General features: G+C 46.6%; 24 protein-coding genes. 10 read left to right on the forward strand and 14 right to left on the reverse strand.

Going from position 1 to position 26,196, the window contains the following annotated elements:
• Nucleotides 1-198 precede the first annotated feature (198 nt).
• The 4 genes from ACOMG9_RS17690 to ACOMG9_RS17705 all read right to left on the reverse strand — a co-directional run bounded on the left by ACOMG9_RS17690 (nt 199) and on the right by ACOMG9_RS17705 (nt 5,961).
• Nucleotides 199-1,485: a WD40 repeat domain-containing protein gene (locus ACOMG9_RS17690; RefSeq protein ID WP_448217871.1), complete on the reverse strand. Its 1,287-nt coding sequence runs from the start codon at nt 1,483-1,485 to the stop codon at nt 199-201.
• A 124-nt stretch (nt 1,486-1,609) separates the two neighbouring features.
• Nucleotides 1,610-2,884, reverse strand: coding sequence for a WD40 repeat domain-containing protein (locus ACOMG9_RS17695; RefSeq protein ID WP_494529189.1), 1,275 nt, complete (start codon nt 2,882-2,884; stop codon nt 1,610-1,612).
• 124 nt (nt 2,885-3,008) lie between these two features.
• Nucleotides 3,009-4,280 carry a WD40 repeat domain-containing protein gene (locus ACOMG9_RS17700; RefSeq protein WP_494529190.1) on the reverse strand — a complete coding sequence of 424 codons (1,272 nt, stop codon included), beginning with the start codon at nt 4,278-4,280 and terminating at the stop codon, nt 3,009-3,011.
• 358 nt (nt 4,281-4,638) lie between these two features.
• A complete protein-coding gene (locus ACOMG9_RS17705; RefSeq protein WP_448217873.1) occupies nt 4,639-5,961 on the reverse strand; it encodes a WD40 repeat domain-containing protein in 1,323 nt (440 codons plus the stop codon).
• Between the two features lie 275 nt (nt 5,962-6,236).
• On the opposite strand from ACOMG9_RS17705, the gene ACOMG9_RS17710 reads away from it, so the two are divergent.
• The 3 genes from ACOMG9_RS17710 (at nt 6,237) to ACOMG9_RS17720 (ending at nt 9,253) form a co-directional block, all read left to right on the forward strand.
• The gene (locus ACOMG9_RS17710; protein ID WP_448217874.1) at nt 6,237-7,100 is read left to right on the forward strand and encodes a hypothetical protein; all 864 of its coding nucleotides are present in this window, start codon (nt 6,237-6,239) and stop codon (nt 7,098-7,100) included.
• A 164-nt stretch (nt 7,101-7,264) separates the two neighbouring features.
• Entirely contained in the window at nt 7,265-7,795 is a 531-nt protein-coding gene (locus tag ACOMG9_RS17715; RefSeq protein ID WP_448217875.1) for a general stress protein, read from the forward strand.
• A gap of 285 nt (nt 7,796-8,080) precedes the next feature.
• Nucleotides 8,081-9,253 (forward strand): alpha-hydroxy acid oxidase, encoded by a 1,173-nt coding sequence (locus ACOMG9_RS17720; protein ID WP_422134758.1) that lies wholly within the window; start codon nt 8,081-8,083, stop codon nt 9,251-9,253.
• A 49-nt stretch (nt 9,254-9,302) separates the two neighbouring features.
• Here ACOMG9_RS17720 and ACOMG9_RS17725 read toward each other — a convergent pair whose 3' ends face one another.
• The 9 genes from ACOMG9_RS17725 to ACOMG9_RS17765 form a co-directional block, all read right to left on the reverse strand.
• Nucleotides 9,303-10,280, reverse strand: coding sequence for a hypothetical protein (locus ACOMG9_RS17725; RefSeq protein WP_494529191.1), 978 nt, complete (start codon nt 10,278-10,280; stop codon nt 9,303-9,305).
• 511 nt (nt 10,281-10,791) lie between these two features.
• Complete coding sequence (locus ACOMG9_RS17730; protein WP_422137131.1) at nt 10,792-10,959, reverse strand: phospholipase A; 168 nt, start codon at nt 10,957-10,959, stop codon at nt 10,792-10,794.
• Nucleotides 10,960-11,049: 90 nt separating this feature from the next.
• On the reverse strand, nt 11,050-11,973 hold the full coding sequence (locus ACOMG9_RS17735) for a hypothetical protein (protein ID WP_448217877.1): 924 nt from the start codon (nt 11,971-11,973) through the stop codon (nt 11,050-11,052).
• A 319-nt stretch (nt 11,974-12,292) separates the two neighbouring features.
• Nucleotides 12,293-13,216 carry a hypothetical protein gene (locus ACOMG9_RS17740; protein WP_448217878.1) on the reverse strand — a complete coding sequence of 308 codons (924 nt, stop codon included), beginning with the start codon at nt 13,214-13,216 and terminating at the stop codon, nt 12,293-12,295.
• Between the two features lie 672 nt (nt 13,217-13,888).
• Nucleotides 13,889-14,011, reverse strand: coding sequence for a phospholipase A (locus tag ACOMG9_RS17745; protein WP_448217879.1), 123 nt, complete (start codon nt 14,009-14,011; stop codon nt 13,889-13,891).
• Nucleotides 14,008-14,892, reverse strand: a complete 885-nt coding sequence (locus ACOMG9_RS17750; RefSeq protein WP_448217880.1) for a hypothetical protein — start codon at nt 14,890-14,892, stop codon at nt 14,008-14,010. Before ACOMG9_RS17750 ends, ACOMG9_RS17745 begins: the two co-directional genes overlap by 4 nt.
• Before the next feature lie 347 nt (nt 14,893-15,239).
• The gene (locus ACOMG9_RS17755) at nt 15,240-16,298 is read right to left on the reverse strand and encodes a phospholipase A (protein WP_422134763.1); all 1,059 of its coding nucleotides are present in this window, start codon (nt 16,296-16,298) and stop codon (nt 15,240-15,242) included.
• Nucleotides 16,299-16,422: 124 nt separating this feature from the next.
• Nucleotides 16,423-16,776 carry a hypothetical protein gene (locus tag ACOMG9_RS17760; protein WP_422476129.1) on the reverse strand — a complete coding sequence of 118 codons (354 nt, stop codon included), beginning with the start codon at nt 16,774-16,776 and terminating at the stop codon, nt 16,423-16,425.
• Nucleotides 16,777-16,910: 134 nt separating this feature from the next.
• Entirely contained in the window at nt 16,911-17,336 is a 426-nt protein-coding gene (locus tag ACOMG9_RS17765) for a YybH family protein (protein WP_422413226.1), read from the reverse strand.
• 167 nt (nt 17,337-17,503) lie between these two features.
• Here ACOMG9_RS17765 and ACOMG9_RS17770 point away from each other — a divergent pair, with 167 nt between their 5' ends.
• The 6 genes from ACOMG9_RS17770 to ACOMG9_RS17795 all read left to right on the forward strand — a co-directional run bounded on the left by ACOMG9_RS17770 (nt 17,504) and on the right by ACOMG9_RS17795 (nt 22,954).
• Nucleotides 17,504-18,865, forward strand: a complete 1,362-nt coding sequence (locus tag ACOMG9_RS17770) for a DUF6829 domain-containing protein (RefSeq protein WP_422134766.1) — start codon at nt 17,504-17,506, stop codon at nt 18,863-18,865.
• Between the two features lie 54 nt (nt 18,866-18,919).
• A complete protein-coding gene (locus ACOMG9_RS17775; protein WP_448217881.1) occupies nt 18,920-19,585 on the forward strand; it encodes a metallophosphoesterase in 666 nt (221 codons plus the stop codon).
• Between the two features lie 81 nt (nt 19,586-19,666).
• Nucleotides 19,667-20,173, forward strand: a complete 507-nt coding sequence (locus ACOMG9_RS17780) for an 8-oxo-dGTP diphosphatase (protein ID WP_448217882.1) — start codon at nt 19,667-19,669, stop codon at nt 20,171-20,173.
• 8 nt (nt 20,174-20,181) lie between these two features.
• Complete coding sequence (locus ACOMG9_RS17785; protein ID WP_422138645.1) at nt 20,182-20,943, forward strand: sulfite exporter TauE/SafE family protein; 762 nt, start codon at nt 20,182-20,184, stop codon at nt 20,941-20,943.
• A 617-nt stretch (nt 20,944-21,560) separates the two neighbouring features.
• A complete protein-coding gene (locus tag ACOMG9_RS17790; protein WP_494529192.1) occupies nt 21,561-22,112 on the forward strand; it encodes a hypothetical protein in 552 nt (183 codons plus the stop codon).
• 185 nt (nt 22,113-22,297) lie between these two features.
• Nucleotides 22,298-22,954, forward strand: a complete 657-nt coding sequence (locus ACOMG9_RS17795) for a hypothetical protein (protein WP_494529193.1) — start codon at nt 22,298-22,300, stop codon at nt 22,952-22,954.
• A gap of 116 nt (nt 22,955-23,070) precedes the next feature.
• On the opposite strand, the gene ACOMG9_RS17800 is transcribed toward ACOMG9_RS17795, so the two are convergent.
• The gene (locus ACOMG9_RS17800) at nt 23,071-24,192 is read right to left on the reverse strand and encodes a tetratricopeptide repeat protein (protein ID WP_448217884.1); all 1,122 of its coding nucleotides are present in this window, start codon (nt 24,190-24,192) and stop codon (nt 23,071-23,073) included.
• A 379-nt stretch (nt 24,193-24,571) separates the two neighbouring features.
• On the opposite strand from ACOMG9_RS17800, the gene ACOMG9_RS17805 reads away from it, so the two are divergent.
• Nucleotides 24,572-26,068 (forward strand): carboxypeptidase M32, encoded by a 1,497-nt coding sequence (locus tag ACOMG9_RS17805; protein ID WP_448217885.1) that lies wholly within the window; start codon nt 24,572-24,574, stop codon nt 26,066-26,068.
• Nucleotides 26,069-26,196: the final 128 nt, after the last annotated feature.

Below are 26,196 nucleotides of genomic sequence, written 5' to 3' on the forward strand. Positions count from 1 at the left end.
TCACCAAATCACCGGACACTGCAGTTTGCTCTAAGTGCATTTTCAGAGGGCAAAAAGCAAACCAAAAACTGGCTGTATGATAGTGCTTCGAGGGAGTATCCATATTTTATTCCGGAGCCAGTGCAGTCGGCTCCGTGGCAAAAAACTCTATAGCCAATATGTGTGATCTCTATGAGAACGAGAAGTTGTCCAAAAACATCATTGCAATATCATCCCCTGAAGAACCGTTGTTAATAATGTGACTAGCGAAAGGGCTATGTATGTCGAAGAGCTATGTAATTCTGTGCCGTTTTCTATGCTGACTTTTATCCAGGTTTCCTTAACAGCTTCTGTTGTCGGTGCTCTTACACCATCGACCCGATACATCATGATCTTTCCATCATACCCCCCGGTGACCAGCCATTTGCCATCGCGGCTGTACACAACCGTCGGTGACCTGCCGGAGGGCAGGGTGTGCAGGTGAGAGAACGGACTGATTCCCTCAAAAACACTGACCTCGCCATTGCCATCGCCATCGCCATTTTTGTGGCCAACTACCAGCCGGGTGCCACTTGGGTTATAGGCAAGGCTCGATACCTGGCCTGATACGGATAGAGTGTACAGGGTGTTGTTCGGGTTCATCCCGTTATAAAACCTGACCTGTCCTAACACATCCCCGGATGTCAGCAGGGTGCCGTTGGGATTGTAGGCTACAACCGACATCCGGCAGCACGAATCCAACAGGGTTTTCAGAAGATTGTACGGACTGGTCCCGCGATAAGTTCTTACCTTTTGGAAACTTTCAGCCACTGCCAACTGACTGTTGATGGGGTTGAAGTCAAGATCTTCTATACGACTACGACTTGGTAGTTGGGACAGGGTTTTCACGTAGGTGAACAGATTGGTTTCGTTCTTAAGATAAAGCCTGATATTTGTATCATCTCCCCCGGCTGCCAGCAGGGTGCCGTTCGGGTTAATGGCAACGGTTCGTAGATCTTTTGGCACTTCGGACAGGGTTTGCTGGTGGCTGAACGGGCTCATCCCTCCAAAAATATTGACCGTGTCATCATCCCCCCCGGTTATCAGCTGAGTGCCGTCGGAGCTGAAAGTAACGCTTCTTATCCATTTTGTTGCGTGATGGGTATGCACGAGTCTCGGGTATCCTGAGGCACTCACATTAAAGATTTGCAGGGCTCCTGAAATCGCAAACTTTCTCCCATAACCAATGAAATCGCCAGAACCTATTCCCACAGCTATGAGCGTATTGTTTTTATTCCATGAAATACTCAAAGCCCTGTGAGGAGGACAATGTGTTGGCGCAGGAGCAGTGGGCGTTGAAGCGGGTATTTCCGGTAGCTGGTTCGGATCTACTTCAATTTCATAGAATAATTGAGGAGGGATTTCTGTTGGCTGCATTGAGCTTGTCGTTTGAGTCTGCGCTTCTAAGCCGCTTACTGTCAGTGAGATTATCAGGCTTGCAGTCGTCAGGCCCTTCTCAATATTCATTACCTTCCTCCAGCTTTATATCAACACTTCGGACAATGTCCAAGACCGGTATGGTCATGAGAGAAAACAGCGAAAATAGAGAGACAAGATTTCTCCGGAGTCGGAGAGAAGTTGTCCAAAAAAATCATTGCAATACCATTCCCTGAAGAACCGTTGTTAATAATGTGACTAGTGAAAGGGTTGTGAATGTCGAAGAGCTATGTACTTCTGTGCCGTTTTTTATGCTGGCTTTTATCCAGGCTTCCGTAACAGCTTCTGTTGTCGGTGCTCTTACACCATCGACCCGATACATCATGATCTTTCCATCATACCCCCCGGTGACCAGCCATTTGCCATCGCGGCTGTACACAACCGTCGGTGACCTGCCGGAGGGCAGGGTGTACAGGTGGGAGAACGGACTGATTCCCTCGAAAACACTGACCTCGCCATTGCCATCGTCATTGTTCTGCCCAACTACCAGCCGGGTACCACTTGGGTTATAGGCAAGGCTCAATACCTCGCCTGATACGGATAGAGTGTACAGGGTGTTGTTCGGGTTCATCCCGTTATAAAACCTGACCTGTCCTACCATATTCCCGGAGGTCAGCAGGGTGCCGTTGGGATTGTAGGCAACAGCCAACATCTGGCAGCACGGATCCAACAGGGTTTTCAGAAGATTGTACGGACTGGTCCCGCGATAAGTTCTTACAATTCGGTGACGTTCAGCCGCTGCCAGCTGGCTGTTGATGGGGTTGAAGTCAAGATCTTCTATACCACTTGGTGCGTGGGACAGGGTTTTCACGTAGGTGAACAGATTGGTTTCGTTCTTAAGATAAAGCCTGATATTTGTATCATATCCCCCGGCTGCCAGCAGGGTGCCGTTCGGGTTAATGGCAACGGTTTGTACATCGCCTGGCGCTTCGGACAGGGTTTGCTGGTGGCTGAACGGGCTCATCCCTCCAAAAATATTGACCGTGTCATCATCTCCCCCGGTTATCAGCTGAGTGCCGTCGGGGCTGAAAGTAACGCTTCCTATCCAGTTTGTTGCGTGATGGGTATGCACGAGTCTCGGGTATCCTGAGGCACTCACATTAAAGATTTGCAGGGCTCCTGAAATCGGACACTTTCTCGCCTCGTCATAGATATCCCCAGAACCTATTCCCACAGCTATGAGCGTACTGTTTTTATTCCATGAAATACTCAAAGCCCTGTGAGGGGGACAATGTGTTGGCGCAGGAGCAGTGGGCGTTGAAGCGGGTATTTCCGGTAGCTGGTTCGGATCTATTTCAATTTCATAGAATAATTGAGGAGGCATTTCTGTTGGCTGCATTGAGCTTGTCGTTTGAGTCTGTGCTTCTAAGCCGTTTATTGTCAGTGAGATTATCAGGCTTGCAGTCGTCAGGCCCTTCTCAATATTCATTACCTTCCTCCAGCTTTATATCAACACTTCGGACAATGTCCAAGACCGGTATGGTCATGAGAGAAAACAGCGAAAATAGAGAGACAAGATTTCTCCGGAGTCGGAGAGAAGTTGTCCAAAAAAATCATTGCAATACCATTCCCTGAAGAACCGTTGTTAATAATGTGACTAGTGAAAGGGTTGTGAATGTCGAAGAGCTATGTACTTCTGTGCCGTTTTTTATGCTGGCTTTTATCCAGGCTTCCGTAACAGCTTCTGTTGTCGGTGCTCTTACACCATAGACCCGATACATCATGATCTTTCCATCATACCCCCCGATGACCAGCCATTTGCCATCGCGGCTGTACACAACCGTCGGTGACCTGCCGGAGGGCAGGGTGTACAGGTGGGAGAACGGACTGATTCCCTCAAAAACACTGACCTTGCCTTCGTCCTTGGACTGCCCAACTACCAGCCGGGTACCACTTGGGTTATAGGCAAGGCTCGATACCTGGCCTGATACGGATAGAGTGTACAGGGTGTTGTTCGGGTTCATCCCGTTATAAAACCTGACCTGTCCTATTATATTCCCGGATGTCAGCAGGGTGCCGTTGGGATTGTAGGCAACAGCCAACATCTGGCAGCACGAATCCAACAGGATTTTCAGAAGATTGTACGGACTGGTCCCGCGATAAGTTCTTACCTTTCGGTAACGTTCAGCTGCTGCCAGCTGGCTGTTGATGGGGTTGAAGTCAAGATCTTCTGTATGTATATGACTTGTTGTGTGGGACGGGGTTTTCACGTAGGTGAACAGATTGGTTTCGTTCTTAAGATAAAGCCTGATATTTGTATCAAATCCCCCAGCTGCCAGCAGGGTGCCGTTCGGGTTAATGGCAACGGTTCGTACATTGTCTGGCGTTTCGGACAGGGTTTGCTGGTGGCTGAACGGGCTCATCCCTCCAAAAATATTGACCGTGCCATCATCCCCCCCGGTTATCAGCTGAGTGCCGTCGGAGCTGAAAGTAACGCTTCCTATCCATTTTGTTGCGTGATGGGTATGCACGAGTCGGTATCCTGAGGCACTCACATTAAAGATTTGCAGGGCTCCTGAAATCGGACACTTTCTCGCAAAGTCATGGATATCGCCAGAACCTATTCCCACAGCTATGAGCGTACTGTCTTTATTCCATGAAATACTCAAAGCCCTGTGAGGGGGACAATGTGTTGGCGCAGGAGCAGTGGGCGTTGAAGTGGGTATTTCCGGTAGCTGGTTAGGATCTACTTCAATTTCATAGAATAATTGAGGTGGTATTTCTGTTGGCTGAATCGAACCTGACGTTCGAGCCTGTGCCTGTAGACAGCTTACTGCCTGTGAGATAATCAGGCTTGCAGCAGTCAGCCTCTTCACAATGTTCATCAGCCTTACACCTTGTATCTGAGCATTAATATCCTAGCTTGTTGTTCACCCGGTGTTGGAAAAAGAGTATCCGAACTTGAGCTTCTTGATCATAAAAAGATTGAGCGTTGTATTAATGCAGACGTTCGTACTCAATCAGAAGTCCATACCTGCCTTGGCTGCACATTCTGGAGAAAGATCGTTAGGTCTGCTAATCAGACGGTCATTAAGCAGCTTTTGAAAAAAGGGTAAGCTGAATATCAATAAGCTTTCTATCAATACTTCGGATAATGTCCAAGACCGGTATGGTCATGAGAGAAAACAGCGAAAATAGAGAAACAAGACTTCTCCGGAGTCGGAGAGAAGTTGTCCAAAAACATCATTGCAATATCATCCCCTGAAGAACCGTTGTTAATAATGTGACTAGCGAAAGGGCTATGTATGTCGAAGAGCTATGTACTGCTGTGCCGTTTTCTATGCTGACTTTTATCCAGGTTTCCTTAACAGCTTCTGTTGTATTGGCCTCTGTCGTAGTGATTTTTGTTGTACTGGCTTGTGTTGTAGGTGCTCTTACACCATCGACCCGATACATCATGATCTTTCCATCATACCCCCCGGTGACCAGCCATTTGCCATCGCGGCTGTACACAACCGTCGGTGACCTGCCGGAGGGCAGGGTGTACAGGTGAGAGAACGGACTGATTCCCTCAAAAACACTGACCTCGCCATTGCCATCGCCATTTTTGTGGCCAACTACCAGCCGGGTGCCACTTGGGTTATAGGCAAGGCTCAATACCCGTTTCCGGCCTGATACGGGTAGAGTGTACAGGGTGTTGTTCGGGTTCATCCCGTTATAAAACCTGACCTGTCCTACCGTATCCCCGGATGTCAGCAGGGTGCCGTTGGGATTGTAGGCAACAGCCAACATCCCGCAGCACGAATCCGACAGGGTTTTCAGAAGATTGTACGGACTGGTCCCGCGATAAGTTCTTACAATTTGGTGACGTTGAGCCGCTGCCAGCTGGCTGTTGATGGGGTTGAAGTCAAGATCTGCTACACTACTAACCCGTGATGCTTGGGACAGGGTTTTCACGTAGGTGAACTGATTGGTTTCGTTTTTAAGATAAAGCATGATCTTTGTGTTATATCCCCCGGCTGCCAGCAGGGTGCCGTTCGGGTTAATGGCAACGGTTCGTAAATCTCTTAGCGCTTCGGACAGGGTTTGCTGGTGGCTGAACGGGCTTATCCCTCCAAAAATATTGACCTTGTTATCATCCCCCCCGGCTATCAGCTGAGTGCCGTCGGGGCTGAAAGTAACGCTTTTTATCCAGTAGTTTTTTGCGTGATGGGTACGCACGAGTCTCGGGTATCCTGGGGCACTCACATTAAAGATTTGCAGGGCTCCTGAAAGCCGACACTTTCTCGTATCGTCATATTTATCCCCAGAACCTATTCCCACAGCTATGAGCGTACTGTTTTTATTCCATGAAATACTCAAAGCTCTGTGAGGGGGACAATGTGTTGGCGCATGAGCAGTGGGTATTTCCGGTAGCTGGTTCGGATCTACTTCAAATTCATAGAATAATTGAGGTGGTATTTCTGTTGGCTGAATCGAACCTGACGTTCGAGCCTGTGCCTGTAGACAGCTTACTGCCTGTGAGATAATCAGGCTTGCAGCAGTCAGCCTCTTCACAATGTTCATCAGCCTTACACCTTGTATCTGAGCATTAATATCCTAGCTTGTTGTTCACCCGGTGTTGGAAAAAGAGTATCCGAACTTGAGCTTCTTGATCATAAAAAGATTGAGCGTTGTATTAATGCAGACGTTCGTACTCAATCAGAAGTCCATACCTGCCTTGGCTGCACATTCTGGAGAAAGATCGTTAGGTCTGCTAACCAGATGGTCATTAAGTAGCTTTTGAAAAAAGGGTAAGCTGAATACCAATAACAGCATTCAAGGATAGAAAGGAGTTGCCAATGAACTCATGTATGACCACCAAATCACCGGACACTGCAACAGGCAGTACACTGCAATTTGCTCTCAACGCATTTTCAGAGGGCAAAAAGCAAGTCAAAAGCTGGCTGTGTGATGGTGCTTCGAGGGCAGTATCCATATTTTATTCCGGAGCCAGTGCAGTCGGCTCCATGGCGGAAAACTCTATAGCCAATATGCGTGATCTCTATGAGAACGGCATGTTCTTTGAGTGGGACTGGGATGAAACGGATATTGGTGACAGGCAGGCATCCGTTGCTGACGCCACCTGCTATATCAAAGAGCCGTCCAGCAAAGAGCCCCCTTTAAGAGAGCAGCCCTTAAAAGAGCGACCTGCGAAAGCGCCATCACGTATTCCTCGTCCAGTAGGCCAGGTAAAGAAAAACCCAGACCATGCCTTTATGACGGCTCTTGCCAAGCCTCACCCGATCCCTCTCAATACTCCGGGAGCAGAAGTCGCTGAGCGTTACCAAAAAAACATCCGCACGGTAGTTTTCGGTGATAAAAATGAACGCAAGCCCAAGGCACAACAGAAAGCCCTCTCTGCAGATTTTCTGGCCAGACAAAACGCACTGGTCGAAGCCAGAAAAAAATATGAGGATAACCTGAAAGCTCCTGTAGCCCGGGATAAAAGCGGCAAGGTTAACCCTGAAACAATCAAACGGCTGGCACAACCCAAACACACCCGGACAAAGGGTGAGAAAAAAGCCATTCGTGACTTTACTCAACAAGAGTTTGCCAACCACGCTTTTCCAAAACTGTATCTGAGACAGGACTTTGAAAAGAACCGCCCGCTGGAAGGCCAGAACAGGCAGAAAACCAGGGTTAGAACCACCACCGCGAAATAATTGAGAACACTCCTTTTTGCCAGGACTTGCTCCTGGCTTTTTTTTGCAAATAAACGATACTGGAAGTCTAAATTCGACTGTTATTGGACATTTGACCACTATTTGACGGATACCGAGAATCAACTATTTTTCCTAGAGTGCTAACTTCCATCTGGAGCACTACGATGAAGACACCAAACACCTGCGTTGCTACCTACAAAACCCATAATGCGGCCGATGATGCGGTTAAAAGCTTGCAAAAAGCTGGCTTTGAGATGAAGAAAATTTCAGTGGTTGGTAATGACTACCATACCGAAGAACACGTAGTAGGTTACTACAACACCGGGGACCGGATGAAAGCCTGGGGCAAGATCGGTGCCTTCTGGGGTGGTCTGTGGGGTATTTTGTTTGGTGCTGCGTTTTTTGTGATTCCTGGCATTGGGCCCATGGTGATCGCAGGACCGCTGGTATCAGCCATTGCCGGCGGGCTTGAAGGTGCGGTTATTGCCGGCGGACTTTCAGCTCTTGGGGCTGGTCTGGCCAGTATGGGGATTCCTAAAAACAGCGTTGTCCGCTACGAGAAATCTCTGTCTGCCGGTAACTTTCTGCTGCTGTATAACGGCACAGAGGAAGAGGTTGCGACGGCCGCCGCGTTACTGTTGGAAAAGACTGACCATGACGGTGTCGAAACCCATAATGAAGCTGACGCCGGATAATACCAGGTTCTCCCTAAACATGAACTGCGCAACCATTTTGAACAGCTGGATCTTCACTGGGATTCCTTGCAACAGCTCTGCCGTTAGTCATCATCCCGCCTTGTCCAACTGTCCAAAATAGCTTGTTCGACATCATAAGAAGAACTGACCAGCAGCTATGCAAAACCGGTGTGCATTTTTTCGGTCTGTTGTTGATCTGCTCCAAATCGGTGCTATACCTAAAACGCCAAGTATTTTTCATGATCCAACTACAGACTGTCACCGACGACAGGCCAGTGGAAAACCATGCGCCTGAAACACTGCCACAACACCAGAGACTTCCGGGAACTCGCCCGAAGACGGTTGCCCTCCCCCATTTTTCATTACATTGACGGCGCTGCGGATGATGAGACCACACGGCGAAGAAATACCGAGGCCTATTCCAACTGTGACCTGGTACCCAATGTTTTGAGAGGTGCAGAGCATGTTGATCTCTCTACCCGGGTTATGGGGCTGGATCTGGACATCCCTCTCTTCTTATCGCCCACCGCACTGCAGTGTCTCTTTCATCATGAAGGTGAGATGGCTGTAGGAAAAGCAGCAGAACAGTTTGGCACGCTTTTTGGCCTTTCTTCTCTGGGCACCACCAGCATCGAAGAGATTGCCTCAACCATTAAAACCCCGAAGCTGTTCCAGCTTTACGTACATAAGGATAAGGGGCTGACCCGCAACATGATAGACCGATGCAAGGCAGCCAACTTCGATGCCATGGCATTAACGGTGGATACAGCTGTGGGAGGCAACAGGGAAAGGGATCTTGTCACCGGTTTTACCATCCCCCCCAAACTGACATTGAAGAGTCTGCTGAGTTTTACCTGTCATCCGGCCTGGGGTCTGAATTACTTGTCCCATGGTGGCTTTGAGCTGCCTCAGCTTCAGGACTATGTTGGCGAAGGCACCAGCATTACCCTTTCGATCGGTAGCTACATCAATACCATGCTGGATCAAAGTATGGACTGGCAGGCAGCTGAAGAGATTGTCCGCTACTGGGAAAAGCCATTGGTATTGAAAGGTATCATGTCGGTTGAAGATGCACGCAGAGCCGTAGATATTGGCGCTGCAGCCATCATGATTTCCAACCATGGTGGCCGACAGCTGGATGGCTCACGCTCTCCCTTTGACCAGCTGGCAGAAATCGTAGATGCCGTTGGAGATCGAATTGATGTGATATGCGACGGTGGAATACAGAGGGGAACACACGTTCTTAAAGCTCTGTCAATGGGCGCCAGAGCCTGTTCAGGTGGCCGCCTGTATCTTTATGCTTTGGCGGCGGCCGGAAGAGCTGGCGTTGAAAAGGCTCTGGGTAATCTGTGCAGCGAAATGGAGCGGGATATGAAACTGATGGGTTGTAAAAGCATTTCAGAGTTGAACCGGAGTAATCTCCGGTTCCGACCAGAATTCGCCTATCATTCCCGGTGACTTGAGTGAGTGTCTTAACGATTTAACGATCTTTTATAGCGTCAGAATATCAATGTTGCTTTTCTTTATTAAGCATTTTGGCCAACCCTGTGCGCATTGATATTTTTTTTCCCGGAATGGTTCTAAGCATAATGGATAACCGTTCGGCATCAAATTTGTGAGTGTAGCTTCTTCCCGTAGACACAATATAAACATTCTCTTTACTGGTACCCGTCATTATAAATACAGCCCTGAAGCCCATAGTGGGAAATACTTCATTTTTATTAACGACTCTGGACAGACTTACAAAATCAGAAGCTGTTTCCTCTAACATTTTTCTTTCGGCAAAGTCTACCCCATGAAGGGTTAACGCGTAATTTGAATCCTGATAGCCTGCCAGACACACTTTGGAATGTTTAAGAATCCATTCAAATGAAAGCATTTTTTTGTAATCATCGAATGTTGAGCCTTCATCATTGCTTTGAGTTGTACTTTCGGCATTAAGTATTAAGTGTTGAGCATCAGGAGGTTGGCAAATATCGTTCGACGTAAGGCATTCCAGAGTAGCTGCTTTGTGACTGAAAGAATAAACATAGACAGACTCAATATCAGCAGCTTTTATTAGTTCCTGACGAACAGTATACTCGTCATTGAACAATTCAATCATATGGTCTTTTATTGCGCCAAAGATTTGATTGACCTTCTCCAGTTCATCATCAGAAAGAGCATCCGTGTTTATACTCCCTCTGCTTAAAGAGAATAATCTGGATTCATAGTCTTCGGGCAGAGTTTTCCCATCTAACTCCATCAGCTCGTTGATGATCCTTTTTTCCAGGCCGGAAATTCGAAACTGTGTTTCTATGCCTGTCCCTCTATTGACTGGTTGAGACAATTCCAAACCTGTTTCAACAGATTGATGCGTTTCCAATCCTCTTTCAACAGATTGTTGCAGTTCCAACCCTGTTTCAGTCTGGGTATCTGGAACATCTTTTGAAAAAAAACCAAAAAGATATGCCGCTCCTGCTAATGCAACAGCTTTTAATAACATCTGCCTAACCTTCTTTTTTGAACGTCTACTTAAAGCGAGTAAGTACCTAACCAGTTGGTTTCGCATATTCTGGACGGCGGCTTTTTCCACCCTTCTGCGTTCCAACTCTGGTTGAGTAGCTATGGCTACGCGCCCGTCGTTGCGCCTTGAAGGATGAAAAAATCCACTCGCCAGAATATGCGAAACCAACTGGCCAGGTACTTATTTCATTAATTGATAGCTCTGGGAGCCTGACCGATTAGAACCCGGTTACTGCCTCTCACTGGGAAAGACCTTCTTCCCACTGGTTTGAGATAAAAACTTTCACCGATATTTTTGATCCCAAAACCGAAATTAAGCTTACTGAACTCTCTGGTTACTATTGCTTTTTGGGTGGATGGCTTTGATTCTGCACAGGAATATATGAAGTGTGGTGATACTGACAAAAGATAAACCCCGATAATATTAAAGCGTCACACGTTATTGGCGATTGACGCTTTGGAGTGTAGCTGAATCTTTGTAAAAGGCAATATTATGGCCAATCGGTCAGCATCACACCCATGCTGTTTCGGTTCAGACTGAAATTGTAATCAATCAGGCTTTCATCATAGCCATTAGAGTATTGGACATAGACGCGGAAACGGTCATTAAGAGGGAAGGACCAGCCCAGTGGTAACTGGGCCTTTGTTATCAGAAAAATGAAGGTTACTGCTAAGCATCGTAAAAAATTTAGTGTTTAAAGAGTTTATAGCCAAAATGAAGCTCGCCATGTCCGATAAACTTTTCAATATCAAGATTGATTTTTTTTATGAAGCCTTTTTCCGATTCCTGTAAACTTTGATATTTGTTTTCCCGGAATGGTTTTGAGTAACTCTGATAACTGTTCGGCATTGTGCCTGCCAGTGTACCTTCTGCCACTACTTAGAATATAAAGGTCCTTTTTATCAGGATCAGTCATTACAAATAAAGCCCTATATCCCAAAGCGGGGAATTCTGGTTCTTCATCGATGATACTGGCGAGCGATATAAGACCAGAAATTCTTTCTTGTATTAACTGTTTTTTGCTGAAGTTTACCCCATCAATGAGGTTCATGTAAGACGTACTATAGTAGTTGTAAATCAAACGTTCGTCTATGGTTTTTTTCATAATCAAATCAAATGCAAACATGTTTTTATAATTAGCCAGAACTGAGTTTTTATAACCCAATTGAGTTATATCTTTAAATCTATGCTCTGTGTATTTGGCACTATCAGGCTGGCAAATATCGTTCCATGTGAGACATTCCAGAGTGGTAGCACTGTGGCTAATAGAGTAAATATAGACAGCCTCAATATCAGCAGATTTTATTAGTTCCAGATCAATTTCATCGCTGTGCCGGTATAGCCCAATGACATGGTTTTTGATTGTGCTAAAAACTTCATTTAACTCACCTAACTCAGCATCAGAGAGACTAGCAGTATCCAGATCGCCCTTACTTAAAGTGAACAATCTGGTCTCATAGTCTTCAGGCAAAGTTCTCCCGCCTAAATTTTTCAGTCCTTTGATGATTGTTTTTTCCAAGTTGGAATTTCGATATAGTGACTGTATGCCCGTACCATTATTTACAGGTTGATAAACTTGCTCTTCTGTTTCAGTCTGAATATCTGGAATATCCTCTGAAAAATAATCTAGAGCAAAGTAAACTGCTAATCCTGCGAGAATTTGTGCTTTCATGTCAACACCTCCATTTTATACATTTATTCTGAGCGTTCGCATTTCAGAAAGTCATGGCTTCAGATAGTTAACTATCCAGGGATAAATTCTGAAAGAGTCTCAATTCTGCAGTCAGCTCCGTTTAAAAACGACCTTCTTCCTCCGGTTTGAGATAATCTGAAGCCTCCCATAGTACTTTAGACATCAGAACCTCAATTAAATTCCCCTGAGCACCCTAATTATTATTTCTTTGCAGTTATTTGATTTGCTTTAGCGCAGTGTGTGTCTGGAATGGCAATAGCCTAAATGGAGCTCACCATGTCCCATAAACCTTTCAATATCAGGGTTGTTTTTTTGTATGAAGCTTTTTGGCCAGCCCTGTGAGCATGGATATTTGTTTTCCTGGAATGGTTTTAAGCATATTTGATAACTTTTCAGCACCAAATTTGTGAGTATAGCTTCTTCCAGCAGTTTGAATATAAAGATCTTTTTTAGCTGGATCAGTCATTATAAATACGGCCCTGAAACCCGCAGTGGGGAATGCCTTATTTTTTTCAACGACTCTGGACGCCTCTATAAAACCAAGACATGCTTCATGCAATGATTTTTTTTGGGTAAAATCCGCCCCAGAAAGATAATACCCGGGATCTGTTTCCCGATAGCCTTTCAGACTCGCTTTAGATTGTTCAAGAATCCATTCGGATAAAAACATGTTCTTATAATTATCAAAAATCGAATCTTCGTTATTGCTTTGAGCTGTGGGCTTACCTTTAAACGTTATGTGTTGGGTATTTGCAGGTTGACAAAGATCGTTTGATGTAAGGCATTCTAGAGTAGCGGCTTTGTGACTAAAAGAGTAAATATAGACAGCCTCAATGCCATCAGCTCGAGCTTCTTCCAGATTAAAAGTATCCTTGCCTTTAAAGAGCTCAATCATGTGACTTTTTATTGCGTTAAAAATTTGATTCACCTTATCCAGCTCATCTTCAGAGAGAGCATTAGTGTCTATACCCCCTCTACTTAAAGTGAATAGTCTGGACTCATAGTCTTCAGGAAAAGTCATTCCATCTAAATCCATCAGCTCGCTGATGATCTTTTTTTCTATTCCGGAGGCTCGATAGAGTGTTTCTACACCAGTCCCTCCATTTACAGGCTGATGCACTTCCAAGCCTGTTTCAGTCTTTTTGGCGCGTTTATCGGGTGCATTTCCTGAATTACAATAATGATATGCTATTGCTGCTGCTATAAGAATATTTACCGCCATGTTTTCCAGTCTCCTCTATTGTCTGCCTGCTTGAAGGTTGGGTTTCATTAAGTCATAAGTACCTAACCAGTTGGTTTCGCATATTCTGGACGGCGGCTTTTTCCACCCTTCTGCGTTCCAACTCTGGTTGCGTAGCTGTGGCTACGCGCCCGTCGTTGCGCCTTGAAGGATGAAAAAATCCACTCGCCAGAATATGCGAAACCAACTGGCCAGGTACTTAACTTCAGGAGCCTTAACGAGCATAGTGTTCCTTCTGACGCTGATCAGGAATGTCCTACTTCCAATGGTTTGAGATGAACCGTTTTCAGTGATACTTTTTTCAGTGATACTTCTGCCCCTGAAACCAGAACCAGGTTCACTGAACTCTCTGGTTATTATTTCTTTATAAATCGATGGTTCTGCTCCCACACGGGGACATAGAAAGAATGGCAATACTATCAAGAGGTGAACCCCACTTACTGAAGCGTCCCATGCTATTGGTGATTGACGCTCCAGTATAGTCGAGTCCTCGTGAAACGCACTTTATAGTCTGTCGGTCAACATCACCCCCATACTGATCCGGTTTACACTGCCGTTGTAATCAATCAGGTTCTCTTCATGGTCATAAAGGTAATGGCAAAAACCCCTGAAATAGTCATTAGGAGGGAAGGAGCAGACCCGTTGCACCGCTCCTTAGTTATCAGAAAAACAAAGGTTGTTTCTGAGCATCATGGAATTCTGGTATTCATCCAGCTTATAGCCAAAATAAAGTTCACCCTGTCCCATGAACTTTTCAATATCAGGGTTATTTTTCAATTAAGCTTTTTGGCCAACCCTGTGAGCATTGATATTTGTCTTCCTGGAATGGTTTTAAGCATATTTGATAGCTGTTCGGCATCAATTTTGTGAGTGTAGCTTCTTCCAGTCGTTTGAATAAAAAATTCTTTTTTAGCAGGATCAGACATTACAAATAGAGCTCTGAAACCCATAGTGGGGAATGTTTCATTTTTTTCAATGATTCTGGATGCCGTTAGAAAATCAGAATTATTTTCATATAATATTTTTTTTTGGGCAAAGTCGACATCAAGAAGGAAGTCTCCGGGACTTGATTCCCGATATTTTTCTCCCCCTTTGGAATTCTCAAGAATCCATTCTGCTGAAAACATTTTTTTATAATCATCCAATATTGTGTCTTGATTATTACTTTGAGTTATCAGCTGGGTTTTAGCGGGTTGACAAATATCGTTCAATGTAAGACATTCCGGAGTCGCAGCTTTGTGACTAAAAGAATAAATATAAACAGCCTCAATATCAGCAACTTGTACCCGTTCCAGATCAAAAGTACCACGGCCTTTGAACAACTCAATCATATGGCCTTTTATGGCGTCAAAGATCTGATTTACCTTATCCAGTTCACCATCATTAAGTGCATTCGTTTTTATATTTCCCCTACTTAAACTGAACAATCTGGATTCATAGTCTTCAGGCAAAGTTTTACCCTCTAAATCCATCAGCTCTTTTATGATCGTTTTTTCCAAATCAGAATTTCGGTAAAGTGTTTCTACACCTGCCTCATTATTTACAGACTGAAGCACTTCCAAAACTGTTTCATTCGTTTTCGTCTGATTGTCTGAAACATATCCTGAAAGAAAATGATAAAGATATGTCACTGCTACAGCTATGATAATATTTGCCATCTTGCCCAGTCTCCTTTTTTTGTCCGCCTGCTCAGAGCTGACGTTTCATCAGGTCATAGCTCAAAAGCCCGACCTATAACAGCGCCGTTAGTCACTCTAATCAGGAACAATCATATTTCATTGTTTTGTGATACAGCGTTTTCAGTAATACTTTGAACCAAAAACCGAAATTAAGTTCACTGAACTCTCTGGTTATTGTTTCTTTGCCGACGGATGGTTTTGCGCCCACACGGAGATACACAAGGAATGGCGATACTATCAAGAGATGAACCCCACTGATACTGAAAGCGTCCCATGCTATTGATCATTGACGCTTCAGTATAGTCGAGTTGTTGTAAGAAGCACTGTCACAACCAGTCGGTCAACATCACACCCATACTGATCCGATTCACACTGGCATTGTAATCAATCAGGCTCTCTCCATAGCCATTAAAGTATTGGAAATAACCCCGGAAACGGTCATTAAGAGGGAAGGACCAACCCAGTTGCACCGCGCCTTTGTTATCAGAAAAACGAAGGTTGTTTCTGAGCATCATGGAAATCTGGTGTTCGTCCAGTTTATAGCCAAAATGAAGCTCACCATGCCCCATGAACTTTTCAATATCCGGGTTATCATCCCCCTCGGTATCGTTCGGGTTATTGGGATCTTTTTCAGGTTCCGGAATTCGATACCAGGGCTTGAAGCTCATGTAAAAATCACCCTTTTCCAGCAGGAAATTCAGGTAGGCCCGATTCCAGCTTCGGGATAGATTGCCCGACCGGCCATTAGACTGGTGAGACAGGCCGACCACTACAGCCCTCAAGTCCATACCCAATACCGAATAATCGACCGGGAATATTGCAAAGACCTCCGGTTCATGATTCGTTTCCCGAAAGGGTGCCGAGTTGCTGTTGTAGGCCTGCCACCAGGAAGTGTTGGTATAGGCGACATAAACATTACCGTAACCATTCCACAGACCTTCCCAGACAGGCGCTTTCAGACTCAGCTGAAACTTGATTTCAGTTGACGACAATTCCTCACCTACTTCATTGTACGGTGCCTTGTTAACATTGCTGTTCCAGGAAACCGGAAGCACATAATTGGGCCGATGGGGAGTAATCACGAAACGATTATCAAATGCCTGACGTTCCCCTCTGACTCGCTCATCAAAAGCGCTTTTCTCTCCCTCCCGGGCCATATCGGAATCACCTGCAACGACTGACAGAGCATCTTCTTCGGAGGGTTTGCTGCAAACGGCCCTGATCTCCGCCATTGTGATCTGGTCATCGGCTTCCATAGCCTGTTTCAGGAGGCATTGTTCATAGAAGCTTGATGAAAAAGCCAAAGCGGGCAACAGACTCAGGACTGTAACTGCAACCCACAAAGGTCCTTGTTTGAATGAGACAGGCGTCGCATTGTTATCCATGGTTGAAACTCTTTTTCTTCCTAATGAGTACAATGAGCCGAGATGTCGGTGCGCGACTGGGCTCATCACAGGGCAATCTGAAGCTTTACTGCATGAGCGAACATAAATCCCTGACTCTGCAATCTCAACCCTTTTCCGCTAGTGTTGTGTCAAGACATTCATTTTTTTTCATATCGTAGTCAGGCCAGGGAGCCAGAACCGCCATCAGACTGATAATGCCGATGACCACAAGATAGTATGCAGGTCCCAAGTGCCCGAAAAACAGCCCTTCCAACGGTCTGGTTAAATACCTTGCAGCAAGGGCAGCAAAACTTCCCAGCAGGGACGTCAGCTGATCCGAGGCAGGAAAAAAATGCCCGGCGATATAACTGGCCATCAGGGCATAGATCAGGAAACCATAAAGCTCCAGCATAGCAACCATGGAGACAGCCAGAGCCAGTTTGTACTGTTCACTGGGTGCAGTAATGCAACGCCGCATAAGTCACTCTAATGTTGGTCAGGGAAAAGCCCACTGTCCCAGACAGGAAGGTTAAAAAGAGCAGTGACTCAAGGTTAGACCATTGTGCCCCCCCGGGGCTGGTACAAGAAAAACCACCTGCTATTGGAGAATCATCAGCTGGCGGGAAAATCGGCTGAGGCCTGGCCAATGGGAGAAGAGTGGATATGTGCTATTTTCCATGCTCCCTGGTACTGTCTCAAAACGTGTGTCGCCCGCAGAAACTGTAGTTCTACCACCGCCCACTCAACATCCCTGAGCCGGGTTTCCAACTGCCAGGTACTGCTGCAGGAAATCTGGTCTGGTCCCTCCCAGGCAGACTCAATTCGGTATTTAACAGACAGGATTTCGAACTGGTTGAAGAGGGTTTCATACCAAAACTTCAAGGCATCATGACCGTTAATCTGGGCTCCCTCTGAGCTCCAGAACAGCAGCTCTTCTTCTGGTGCATAATGATCCAGCATGCCAACACTGTCCTGCTGAATATAGTTTTCAGCCTGCAGATCAAACAATGATCGGATGGTCTCTCTGGAGTCCGCCATGCTGTCCCCTCCTGAATAGTGCCCTGTTCCTGAAATATTCATATAAAACTGCAGGTAGAGTCAACGCAGGTTTCTTGACGGAATTTTCATAAGCGGATTCAAAAACCCTGAAGCAAACTCCAAGCCTGTTGCTATGCTTAGGCATCTCACCCACTACCCTTTCAGTTATGAAAACATTATTAAAGCCTCTTTTTATTTTAATGCTGATTCTGCCTGGCTGGCAGGCTCAGGCCAGTGAAGCCGTCAACCTGATCAGAGAATACATCAGCGTCACCTATGGTAAGGATCTGAATATTACCAGCAGCCAGATAGAGCAGCTAAGCTGGGTCATGGACAATCCCAATGTCACCCCTGAAATGTCGGCGGACCAGCTACCCTCCAATATACATTCGGAAGTCCCTCGTGCCCTGTCGCGCCTTTATTCACTGCAGTTGCTGAGATCCGGTACACAAAAGGACTACGATGCATTTATCCTGCCTCAGAAAGATCTGGATAAGCCGGTCTTGAGTCTTGAACACTTCAACCAGCTATCAGCGCTCATTCGTGGACTGGACGAGGAGTCCTACGAAACACTGGCTGCGGCAGCGATCATCAGCGCCGTTACCCTGTCACCGACCGCGAGGGAGCGGGCCTCTGCAGTCCTTGGTACCAAACTCCCCGAAGACAGTACCCGTTTCCTTTCGGTCACGGCGAAAAAAGCCACCAGTATCTACCCGCTGGCTAAAGAAGTTGCCAGTAAATACCACTCCGATGGCCGTAAATTCACCATTGTGTTCCTGCCGGAAAGTCATCTGCGCCATATGATGTACGACGAAGGTTCATTGAATATGTACAGCACTCTGAAAGAGGGCTTTCGCAGTGGCACACTGAAGCCCGGGGACCTGAACCTCTGGTATGCCTACTGGGTAGATAATATTGCCGGCTTCAGAGGTCACATCAGTGCCAAAGGCTCTCTTTACCTGACAGAGAACACTTACCGGGCAATGAACCAGATCAAAGAAGAACTGGACAAGCTGCAGAAAGATCCCGGTTTTAATCCCATTCCTTCCTACCTGACAGCGCGAGCCTGGTGGTTGAACCTGTCAAACAATAGCGGGCTATCGACTCAGGAAATCGAGGCTCTTGGTGCTCTGGCTGCAATGATGAGACTCTTTACTCCGGAAGAAGGTAAGCAGTTGCTGAAAGCTTTCAACAAGTTGCCCGAAGAAAAAAAGAAACTCTGGGTCGATCATATCCAGTCTCAGCTTAAGACCACCGATTACGCTACACCGACTTATGTACCTGCGCTAATGGCTAACGCTATGATTCTCAGCAATCTGGCCGAAACAGTAGAGAAGGTGTTGCCTTTTTACCTTAATGCCCTGGATACCGCTGCCGAGGCAAGAAAAAACGGCGAACTGCCCAAGAGTACACCACTGTCGTTCAGGGTTTTGGCCAATGACAAACAGGTGAAGGTTATACTCAGGTCAGCACCCATCGGGATACAGATTGATCCAAAATCGGGTCTGGCAACACTCAAAGGAACTTAACACGACCCGTGTCTACTTCTAACTCCAGAAGCAATGGACTGCAAAGGAGCTATCATGTTTCTTCAAACCTTTGGACCCAACTTATCAGGAAGAGATTTCGCAATCGGCGACCTACACGGCATGTACGACTTGCTCTTCGAAACTCTGGAGCGTGTGGATTTTGATTTTAAGGTAGATCGTTGTTTCAGTGTTGGAGACCTGATTGACCGGGGTCCTGATTCGCCCGGTTGCCTCTCCCTGATCCATGAACCCTGGTTTCACCCTGTCTGCGGCAATCACGAAGATACCCTGAGGACCATTGCCCGAAACCCTGAGTCATCAGCTATTCTGGCAGACTGGGTCCTCAACGGCGGTCGCTGGCATCTTAAAGTTTCTGCAAAAAAAATGGGGGAGTATGCCGACTGGATTGATACTTTGCCCTACCTGATACTCGTTGAGCATTCTAATGGCAACAAACTGGCGATCTGTCACGCAGAATACCCATTGAAGCAATGGAATCCGCGCAATATAGAGACCGATCCGGAACTGACCCGGCAATTGATGTGGTCGAGAACAAAAGTACAAACCGGAAACACAGACTGGGTTGAAGGTGTTGATCATATCATCTGTGGCCACACCATTGTCGAAGATCCTACAACCCTCGGTAATACCCACTTTATTGACACCGGGGCTTTCAGGTCCAACACTCTGACACTGCTGCCACTGTCGCAACTTAAATAAAGAGAAAAAATTAACCCGCCATCTTTTTCAGCTCTGCTTTATACTTGGGACTTTGAGATATCGACAAAGCAAAAGCCTGACATGCAGCCCATAACCGCCAGAACACTGTCCGACATCGACTGGGAAAGCTGGAAAGCGCAGGATCCTGCTACCCTGACGTTTATCGTTAAAAGTGACCATATTCTTTTAATTCGTAAAAAGCGCGGACTGGGAGCCGGTAAAATCAATGGGCCCGGCGGCAGGCTTGAAGAGGGTGAAACCACACTGGAGTGCGCAGTGCGTGAAGTTCAGGAAGAACTTAAAATCACCCCGCTGAATATGACCTTCCATGGCGAATGCCTGTTCCAGTTTGTCGATGGCTACTCCATTCATGTCTACGCCTTTTCCGCTTCTGACTACGATGGTATTCCCGAAGAAACCGACGAGGCGATTCCCCTGTGGTTCCATATCAAAGATATTCCTTATGATGAAATGTGGGAGGATGACCGCTACTGGTTACCGCTGTTGCTTAAGAAAAAGAGTTTTATCGGTCGCTACCTGTTCAACAAGGATAAAATGCTGGATTACGAAATCGAACTTCTCACCTGACTTTTCCCATGTTTTCAGCACCGCTGTCGTCCATACCAGAGCTGCCCTTCTTTATAACGGCTATCCCGGCGGTCGTTATTACGGGGCTGGGCAAGGGAGGCATGGGCAATGCTCTGGGCATGATTGCCGTGCCACTTATGTCGTTATCCATGCCTCCCGTTCAGGCTGCCGCAATCCTCCTGCCCCTGCTGTTAGCTATGGACGGATTCGCCGTCTGGGGATGGCGGAAGCACGTGGACTGGACTGTGTTCAAGATCATTATTTTTCCTGGCCTGTTCGGCCTGTTGCTGGGCCTGATGGTGTTTGCATCCCTCAGTGAACAGGCTGTCAAAGGCATGATCGGTATCATTGCCATTTTGTTTTGCCTGAAGCAATGGTTCGGTCACTACTTTCACTCACCCCGCAAGCCGGGAACACTGTCCGGTATCTTCTGGTCAACCGTCAGTGGTTTCACCAGTTTCGGCATTCACTCCGGGGGACCTCCCCTGAGTGTTTACATGCTGCCGTTGAAGCTTAAAAAGGAATTTCTGGCAGGCACCATGGCGATCTTTTTTGGTTCTCTCAACCTGGTCAAATGTCCTGCCTATGCTGCCCTTGGCGAGTTCACCCCAGATAACCTGCTACTGTCTTCTTTGTTGCTACCTGTTTGCCCTCTGGGTGTCTGGCTTGGAATGAAGATGGTTAAAACCATCTCTACTGATTTTTTTTACAAGGTTTTATACATCTGCCTTTTTCTAACAGGGCTGAAGCTTCTAACCGGCTTGTTCTAATAAAAAATTGCAGAAACCAAAAGTTTGTTGACTAGCAGCCTGTCGGACTTAAGCGTCCGTAGCGAGGATTGCAAGAAATTGAGGATAAAAATCTCTGTTTCTGAGGAGAATAGCGAGCTATTTGACGAAGAAACAGAGATTTTTAGACCAATTTATTGCAACCGCAGTAGGACAGTCTTAAGTCCGACAGGCTGCTAGAATAAACGAGCCCATTGCTTGGTCAGTTTATTGGTTTACTGCCGAGGTAATTTAAATCAGATATTGGAATATTAATGCAGGTATCCAGCTGACCAAAGTTCAGGAACAACACCAGGACAGCATTGAAGCTTTTCAGTTGAATAACATTCAAGGTTTATCAAGTGTCCAAAAAAGAATTGTTGCTCTCAGAACCTTCTAACCATTCAAGCAGTTACTCGTTTCTCCTCGTTCCCACGCTTTGCGTTGGAATGCATACGGGGAGCTGGTCACACTCCGATGCAGCAGCGTGGGAGCGAGTTGAAATGGTACGGAGATTAACGCTTGGCTGCACTAATCGTTAACGAAAGTCTCACTCACTTAATCCACCTGAGTTTTCAGCCGATACAGCATTATAAGGTGAATACAAAGATGATAAACCAATGGATCAAAAGCCAATGGGTCGTATGGAGGGGTGCAAGCATACTTACAGAATGACTCTGGATCAAGGCGAGAGTCGTATTGCTGCGGTTAGCAGGGCTGCTAAAGCACTAATATTTGGATATCGGGTCAGTTCGGTGGACAATTCCCGGCGATATACTCCATCGCCTGAAGCCCCTGGTTCTACCTTGGAGGGGAAAAGTGTTTTGGCAAGGGATGTGGTAGCCACGGCCCCTTCACCGGTTTTAAGTAAGCGTGCCCCGGTTCACTTTTCCCGGGCTATTTTATCTGCTTTTTCTTCTGAGACGGAGACGGATAAGCATCAAGCAGCGTATCTCACAGAATGTGTTAGTTATAATTCCAAATCGGGTGAGATTGTTCCGAAAACGTCATGGATTGGCCGACTGTTCAGGCCAAAGCATAAAGAGCCAACGCGTGTTGAGGTCAATGATAGTTTCAAAGCTGCACTTCAGAATGCTTTTCCTGACGCTGACGTCAATAAGGTATTTGATGCTTTTTTTCTCAGGGGTATGACCCCGCAACGCACAAAATAACCGAAAAAGAGGCTCTGTTGCTATTAAATGCGTTGAAGCTGCCTCCACAGAAAGATTCTGCACAAGAGCCTGAAAATGATGCTGTTGATTATACGAGTGATGCATTGGTGTTTCAATTCGATAAAGCATCGAATTCGATTATGTTGGTAAATGATCTGCGTTCCTATCTAATAGGAAGAAACGGGTTGAACGCTTCTAACACTGCTTATCAGACTGACTTTGATGTTCAGTTCGGTCAGGATCATACTGCTTTGCGCCAGAAGATATCCCATAGCTTCTTTAAAAAAGCCGTAAAAGACTGGATTGAAGGTATGGGAGGTGATTCTGACAATGCCGGTCTTATTTTCAGAGCAGCCCGGGAGCTTGCGTTGGGGATTAAAGGAAAACCCGAGTCATTCAAGGGTGAAGACGGGATTAAAATGGTAAAGCTAATGGGGAGTTCACCTGTACTCAACCTGTCTCAGGCAGGAATGCAGCAATTTTTTCCAGGTGGTAAAAACTTTTCTGAATTACTCGAGCTGGTGGCAAAAAAGATTCAGTACAGCAATGTATCTTTACCTGCTCTTACTCCCGAGCAAGAACGCCAGTTTGTAGCAAACTGTCGGGGTGCCGTGAGAGAGAAAGTCAATAAATCCATCTGGGACTCAAGAGAAAAACTGGAGAAGTTCAAAAAAGAAGGAAGACAGATTACAACTAATTTGATCTCGGATGCCGCTATTGGTTCTTTGTTGTTCACGAATGAACTCAGAAAAATTGCCGTCAATGAATATATCAAGCTGGTGTCAAATGCCTATTCTGAAACTCTGTATAATAAACTGAAAAACCGCCACAGTGATGGCTAAACACGATCTTCTCGTTCCCATGCTCTGCGAGGGAATGCATACGGGGAGCTGGTCACACTCCAATGCAGCAGCATGGGAGCAAGTTGAAATGGTACGGATATTAACGCTTAGCTGCACTAATCGTTAACGAAAGTCTTATTATCAATCGCAGCCAGCAAAGCTCTTGCTCTTTTCCCATCCTCCCTGGCATTCATGCGATCAGACAGAGCCAGTGATTTCAGGACTTCCGCTCTCGCCGTGTCCCAATTTTCCAGACGATGATGAACTTTTGCCGCCATGTAGTGAGTTAGCATCCGGGTACGTGGACTCTCAGCCCCAGCAAGGGCTTCAAGTTTTTTTACAGATTCAATAACAATCAGAGCACTGTCGTAGTCACCTTCAAGGTAATCAATTCTTGCCAACCTCAAGTGTGTACGGACGATTTCGTAATGATTTTTCAGATGATGATAGAGGGCAAGAGATCTCACCAATGCTATTCTGGCACGACCCAGATCAGGTTTATTCGAATCACTGAGAAACGCACCCAGATTATAAAGCGTCGTAGCCTTAAGGTACGGGTCAACGGGCTGGTGTTTCTCTATCACTTCCATGCCTTTTTTGGTATAGTCAAGCGCCGCCTCGTCCCGACCCTGAGCCCTGGCCACCCCGGACAAATGAGCCAGGCTGGCAATGTATCCATCCCACTCTTCGTGCTCCTGAGCATAGTTGCTGGCTTCCTCAGCCACTTTGCGAGACTGGTCATAATCACCCTGATAGAAGTAAATGGAAGCCACCGCCAGAGCAATTCGAACCCGGTCCTGAAAACGCGAGTGCATAGCCGCTTCCTGCATCCCCTGGGGGCCCAATTGGATATAGGTCTGCCAACAGCCTTGCTCCTTCATTTCGTAGCCATTGCGCAACAGCCAGTCGACCAATTGTCCTGACTTGCTCTCAGGTGGTTGAAATTTTTGACAAACAGCAGGGTCTTCATCAGACACCTGCCCGCTGACTGAGGGTGTCGCAAAACTCCAACAACTTGTTCCCACGCTCTGCGCGGGAATGCACACCCCTTCCTGAAAACCGGACTCTTCAGCGTGAGCCAAGGTATGGTTTCCTACGCTGAAGCATGGGAACCAGAGTTTTGCGACACCCTCAATCGCTGCAGGAGCAAAGAGAACAGCGCACAAAAGCACAAAGCGTTTTACTTTATATTTGTGATAATAAGGTTTTGAAACAGTCAGAAAAAACGGCTTTGGCATAAATTCAGACTCCATCTTACCCGTAATAAATAGCCGACAGAAAAAGGAGTCTAGCAGCCTGTCGGACTTAAGACTGTCCTACGCGGCAACTGCTCCTGCGTTGCTCTAGCTCCTGCATCCATGCAGTCGTGTGGTTGCAATAAATTGGTCTAAAAATCCCTGTTTCTTCGTCAAATAGGTCGCTATTCTCCTCAGAAACAGAGATTTTTATCCTCAATTTCTTGCAATCCTCGCTACGGACGCTTAAGTCCGACAGGCTGCTAGTATAGGATAACCATTCTGCACTGGATGAAGCTTCGCTCTGTCAACGGCCAAAAGCCGGGATGATTACTCGACAGAATTCAACCGTTACAATAACCAAAACAATGGAACCAGAACTATGAACCAGGCTTACAACCATCTTGTAGAACGTTTCAACAAGCTTTACCGTTTCCAACATCTGTCTGCCATGGCGAGCTGGGATCAGGCAGCCATGATGCCTTCCGGGGGCAACCAGGCCCGCTCTGAAGCCCTTGCAGAACTCTCCAGCCTGATACATCAACTGCTGACTGAAGAACAGGTTAGCCAATGGCTTCAGGAAGCCCGGGAAAAAGCTGACGACCCGGTCATACAAAGTTCTATCCGGGAAATGGAACGCAGTTGGAGAAAGGCTTCGGTCATGCCAGCAGATCTGGTCAAAGCTCAGTCTCTGGCCAGCTCGAAGTGCGAACATGCCTGGCGAACCCAGCGCCCGGAAAACAACTGGCAAGGCTTTTCCGAAAACCTGAAAGAAGTCGTCAAACTGGCCCGTGAAGAAGCCAGTATCCGCTCCGCTGCTTCCGGTGCCAAAGGCTACGATGCCATGCTCGAGCTTTATGAACCCGGTATGACCTCAAAAGAGCTGGATGTTCTTTTTGGCAATCTCAAGAGCTGGCTGCCAGAAACCCTGCAAACCGTTGTCGAACAGCAAAAAAATGATTCTCTGATAGCCAGTCAGGGCCACTACCCGACTGAAAGCCAGAAAGCCCTGGGGCTGGATGTAATGAAACTGCTGGGTTTTGACTTCGACCATGGCCGACTGGACGTCAGTGTTCACCCATTCTGTGGAGGGGTTCCGGAAGATGTTCGCCTCACAACCCGTTATAACGAACGAGACTTCGTTGAATCCCTGATGGGAACCATCCACGAGACAGGTCATGCCCGCTATAACCAGAATCTTCCGGCAGATCTGAGGGCGCTGCCGCTGGGCTCTTATCGTTCCATGGGGGTCCACGAAGGCCAGAGTCTGTTTTTTGAAATGCAACTGGGCCGCAGCCCCCAGTTCCTGCATCTGATAAGGCCTCTGATCGTGAAACATCTGGCAAGAGGTCAGGAAGATGAACGTTTCAGCCAGACCAATCTTGAGAAGATCTACAACCGGGTAAAGCCCGGCTTTATTCGTGTTGATGCCGATGAAATAAGTTATCCCATGCATGTGATCCTGCGTTATGAAATCGAGAAGGCGTTGATCGAAGGAGACCTGCAGGTGGATGACCTGCCCCAGATCTGGAATGAGAAAATGCAGGCTTACCTGGGTCTATCCACCGGCGAAAAGCATAGCACCGGCTGCATGCAAGACATTCACTGGCCAATGGGCGCTTTTGGTTACTTCCCGAGTTATACTCTGGGTGCCATGTATGCAGCCCAGCAGTTTGCTGCTGTTAAACGACAATTACCCGATGTAGAAAGTCGCATCGCTAATGGTGATCTGGAGCCGGTATTTAACTGGCTGACAGAAAACATCTGGCAGCAGGGCAGCAAGCTGGAAACCCACGAACTTTATACTAAGGCTACTGGCGAGCCACTGAATGCAGATCACTTCAAACAGCACGTTTTGAGTCGTTACCTGAACACCTGATGACTCGCTCCCCTTAAATTTCCGGACCCACTCATTCCGAGACCGGGTTCAGGTTTACCGTGAGCAGCAGCGGGATCGGGTCTTGAATCTCAAACATAACCAAAAGCAGCAGGATCAAGACCTGACGC

This window comes from Endozoicomonas sp. PH6C, assembly GCF_059322965.1.

Bases quoted from the DNA above. Each gene is read 5' to 3' on its own strand.
- ACOMG9_RS17720 (WP_422134758.1), top strand. From the start codon at position 8,081: ATGCGCCTGAAACACTGCCACAACACCAGAGACTTCCGGGAACTCGCC.
- ACOMG9_RS17715 (WP_448217875.1), top strand. From the start codon at position 7,265: ATGAAGACACCAAACACCTGCGTTGCTACCTACAAAACCCATAATGCG.
- ACOMG9_RS17750 (WP_448217880.1), bottom strand. From the start codon at position 14,892: ATGGCAAATATTATCATAGCTGTAGCAGTGACATATCTTTATCATTTT.
- ACOMG9_RS17805 (WP_448217885.1), top strand. From the start codon at position 24,572: ATGAACCAGGCTTACAACCATCTTGTAGAACGTTTCAACAAGCTTTAC.
- ACOMG9_RS17800 (WP_448217884.1), bottom strand. From the start codon at position 24,192: ATGCCAAAGCCGTTTTTTCTGACTGTTTCAAAACCTTATTATCACAAA.
- ACOMG9_RS17775 (WP_448217881.1), top strand. From the start codon at position 18,920: ATGTTTCTTCAAACCTTTGGACCCAACTTATCAGGAAGAGATTTCGCA.
- ACOMG9_RS17740 (WP_448217878.1), bottom strand. From the start codon at position 13,216: ATGGCGGTAAATATTCTTATAGCAGCAGCAATAGCATATCATTATTGT.
- ACOMG9_RS17780 (WP_448217882.1), top strand. From the start codon at position 19,667: ATGCAGCCCATAACCGCCAGAACACTGTCCGACATCGACTGGGAAAGC.
- ACOMG9_RS17700 (WP_494529190.1), bottom strand. From the start codon at position 4,280: ATGAACATTGTGAAGAGGCTGACTGCTGCAAGCCTGATTATCTCACAG.
- ACOMG9_RS17690 (WP_448217871.1), bottom strand. From the start codon at position 1,485: ATGAATATTGAGAAGGGCCTGACGACTGCAAGCCTGATAATCTCACTG.
- ACOMG9_RS17770 (WP_422134766.1), top strand. From the start codon at position 17,504: ATGAAAACATTATTAAAGCCTCTTTTTATTTTAATGCTGATTCTGCCT.
- ACOMG9_RS17725 (WP_494529191.1), bottom strand. From the start codon at position 10,280: ATGTTATTAAAAGCTGTTGCATTAGCAGGAGCGGCATATCTTTTTGGT.
- ACOMG9_RS17760 (WP_422476129.1), bottom strand. From the start codon at position 16,776: ATGCGGCGTTGCATTACTGCACCCAGTGAACAGTACAAACTGGCTCTG.
- ACOMG9_RS17765 (WP_422413226.1), bottom strand. From the start codon at position 17,336: ATGGCGGACTCCAGAGAGACCATCCGATCATTGTTTGATCTGCAGGCT.
- ACOMG9_RS17755 (WP_422134763.1), bottom strand. From the start codon at position 16,298: ATGGATAACAATGCGACGCCTGTCTCATTCAAACAAGGACCTTTGTGG.
- ACOMG9_RS17790 (WP_494529192.1), top strand. From the start codon at position 21,561: ATGGATCAAAAGCCAATGGGTCGTATGGAGGGGTGCAAGCATACTTAC.
- ACOMG9_RS17785 (WP_422138645.1), top strand. From the start codon at position 20,182: ATGTTTTCAGCACCGCTGTCGTCCATACCAGAGCTGCCCTTCTTTATA.
- ACOMG9_RS17705 (WP_448217873.1), bottom strand. From the start codon at position 5,961: ATGAACATTGTGAAGAGGCTGACTGCTGCAAGCCTGATTATCTCACAG.
- ACOMG9_RS17710 (WP_448217874.1), top strand. From the start codon at position 6,237: ATGAACTCATGTATGACCACCAAATCACCGGACACTGCAACAGGCAGT.
- ACOMG9_RS17735 (WP_448217877.1), bottom strand. From the start codon at position 11,973: ATGAAAGCACAAATTCTCGCAGGATTAGCAGTTTACTTTGCTCTAGAT.
- ACOMG9_RS17695 (WP_494529189.1), bottom strand. From the start codon at position 2,884: ATGAATATTGAGAAGGGCCTGACGACTGCAAGCCTGATAATCTCACTG.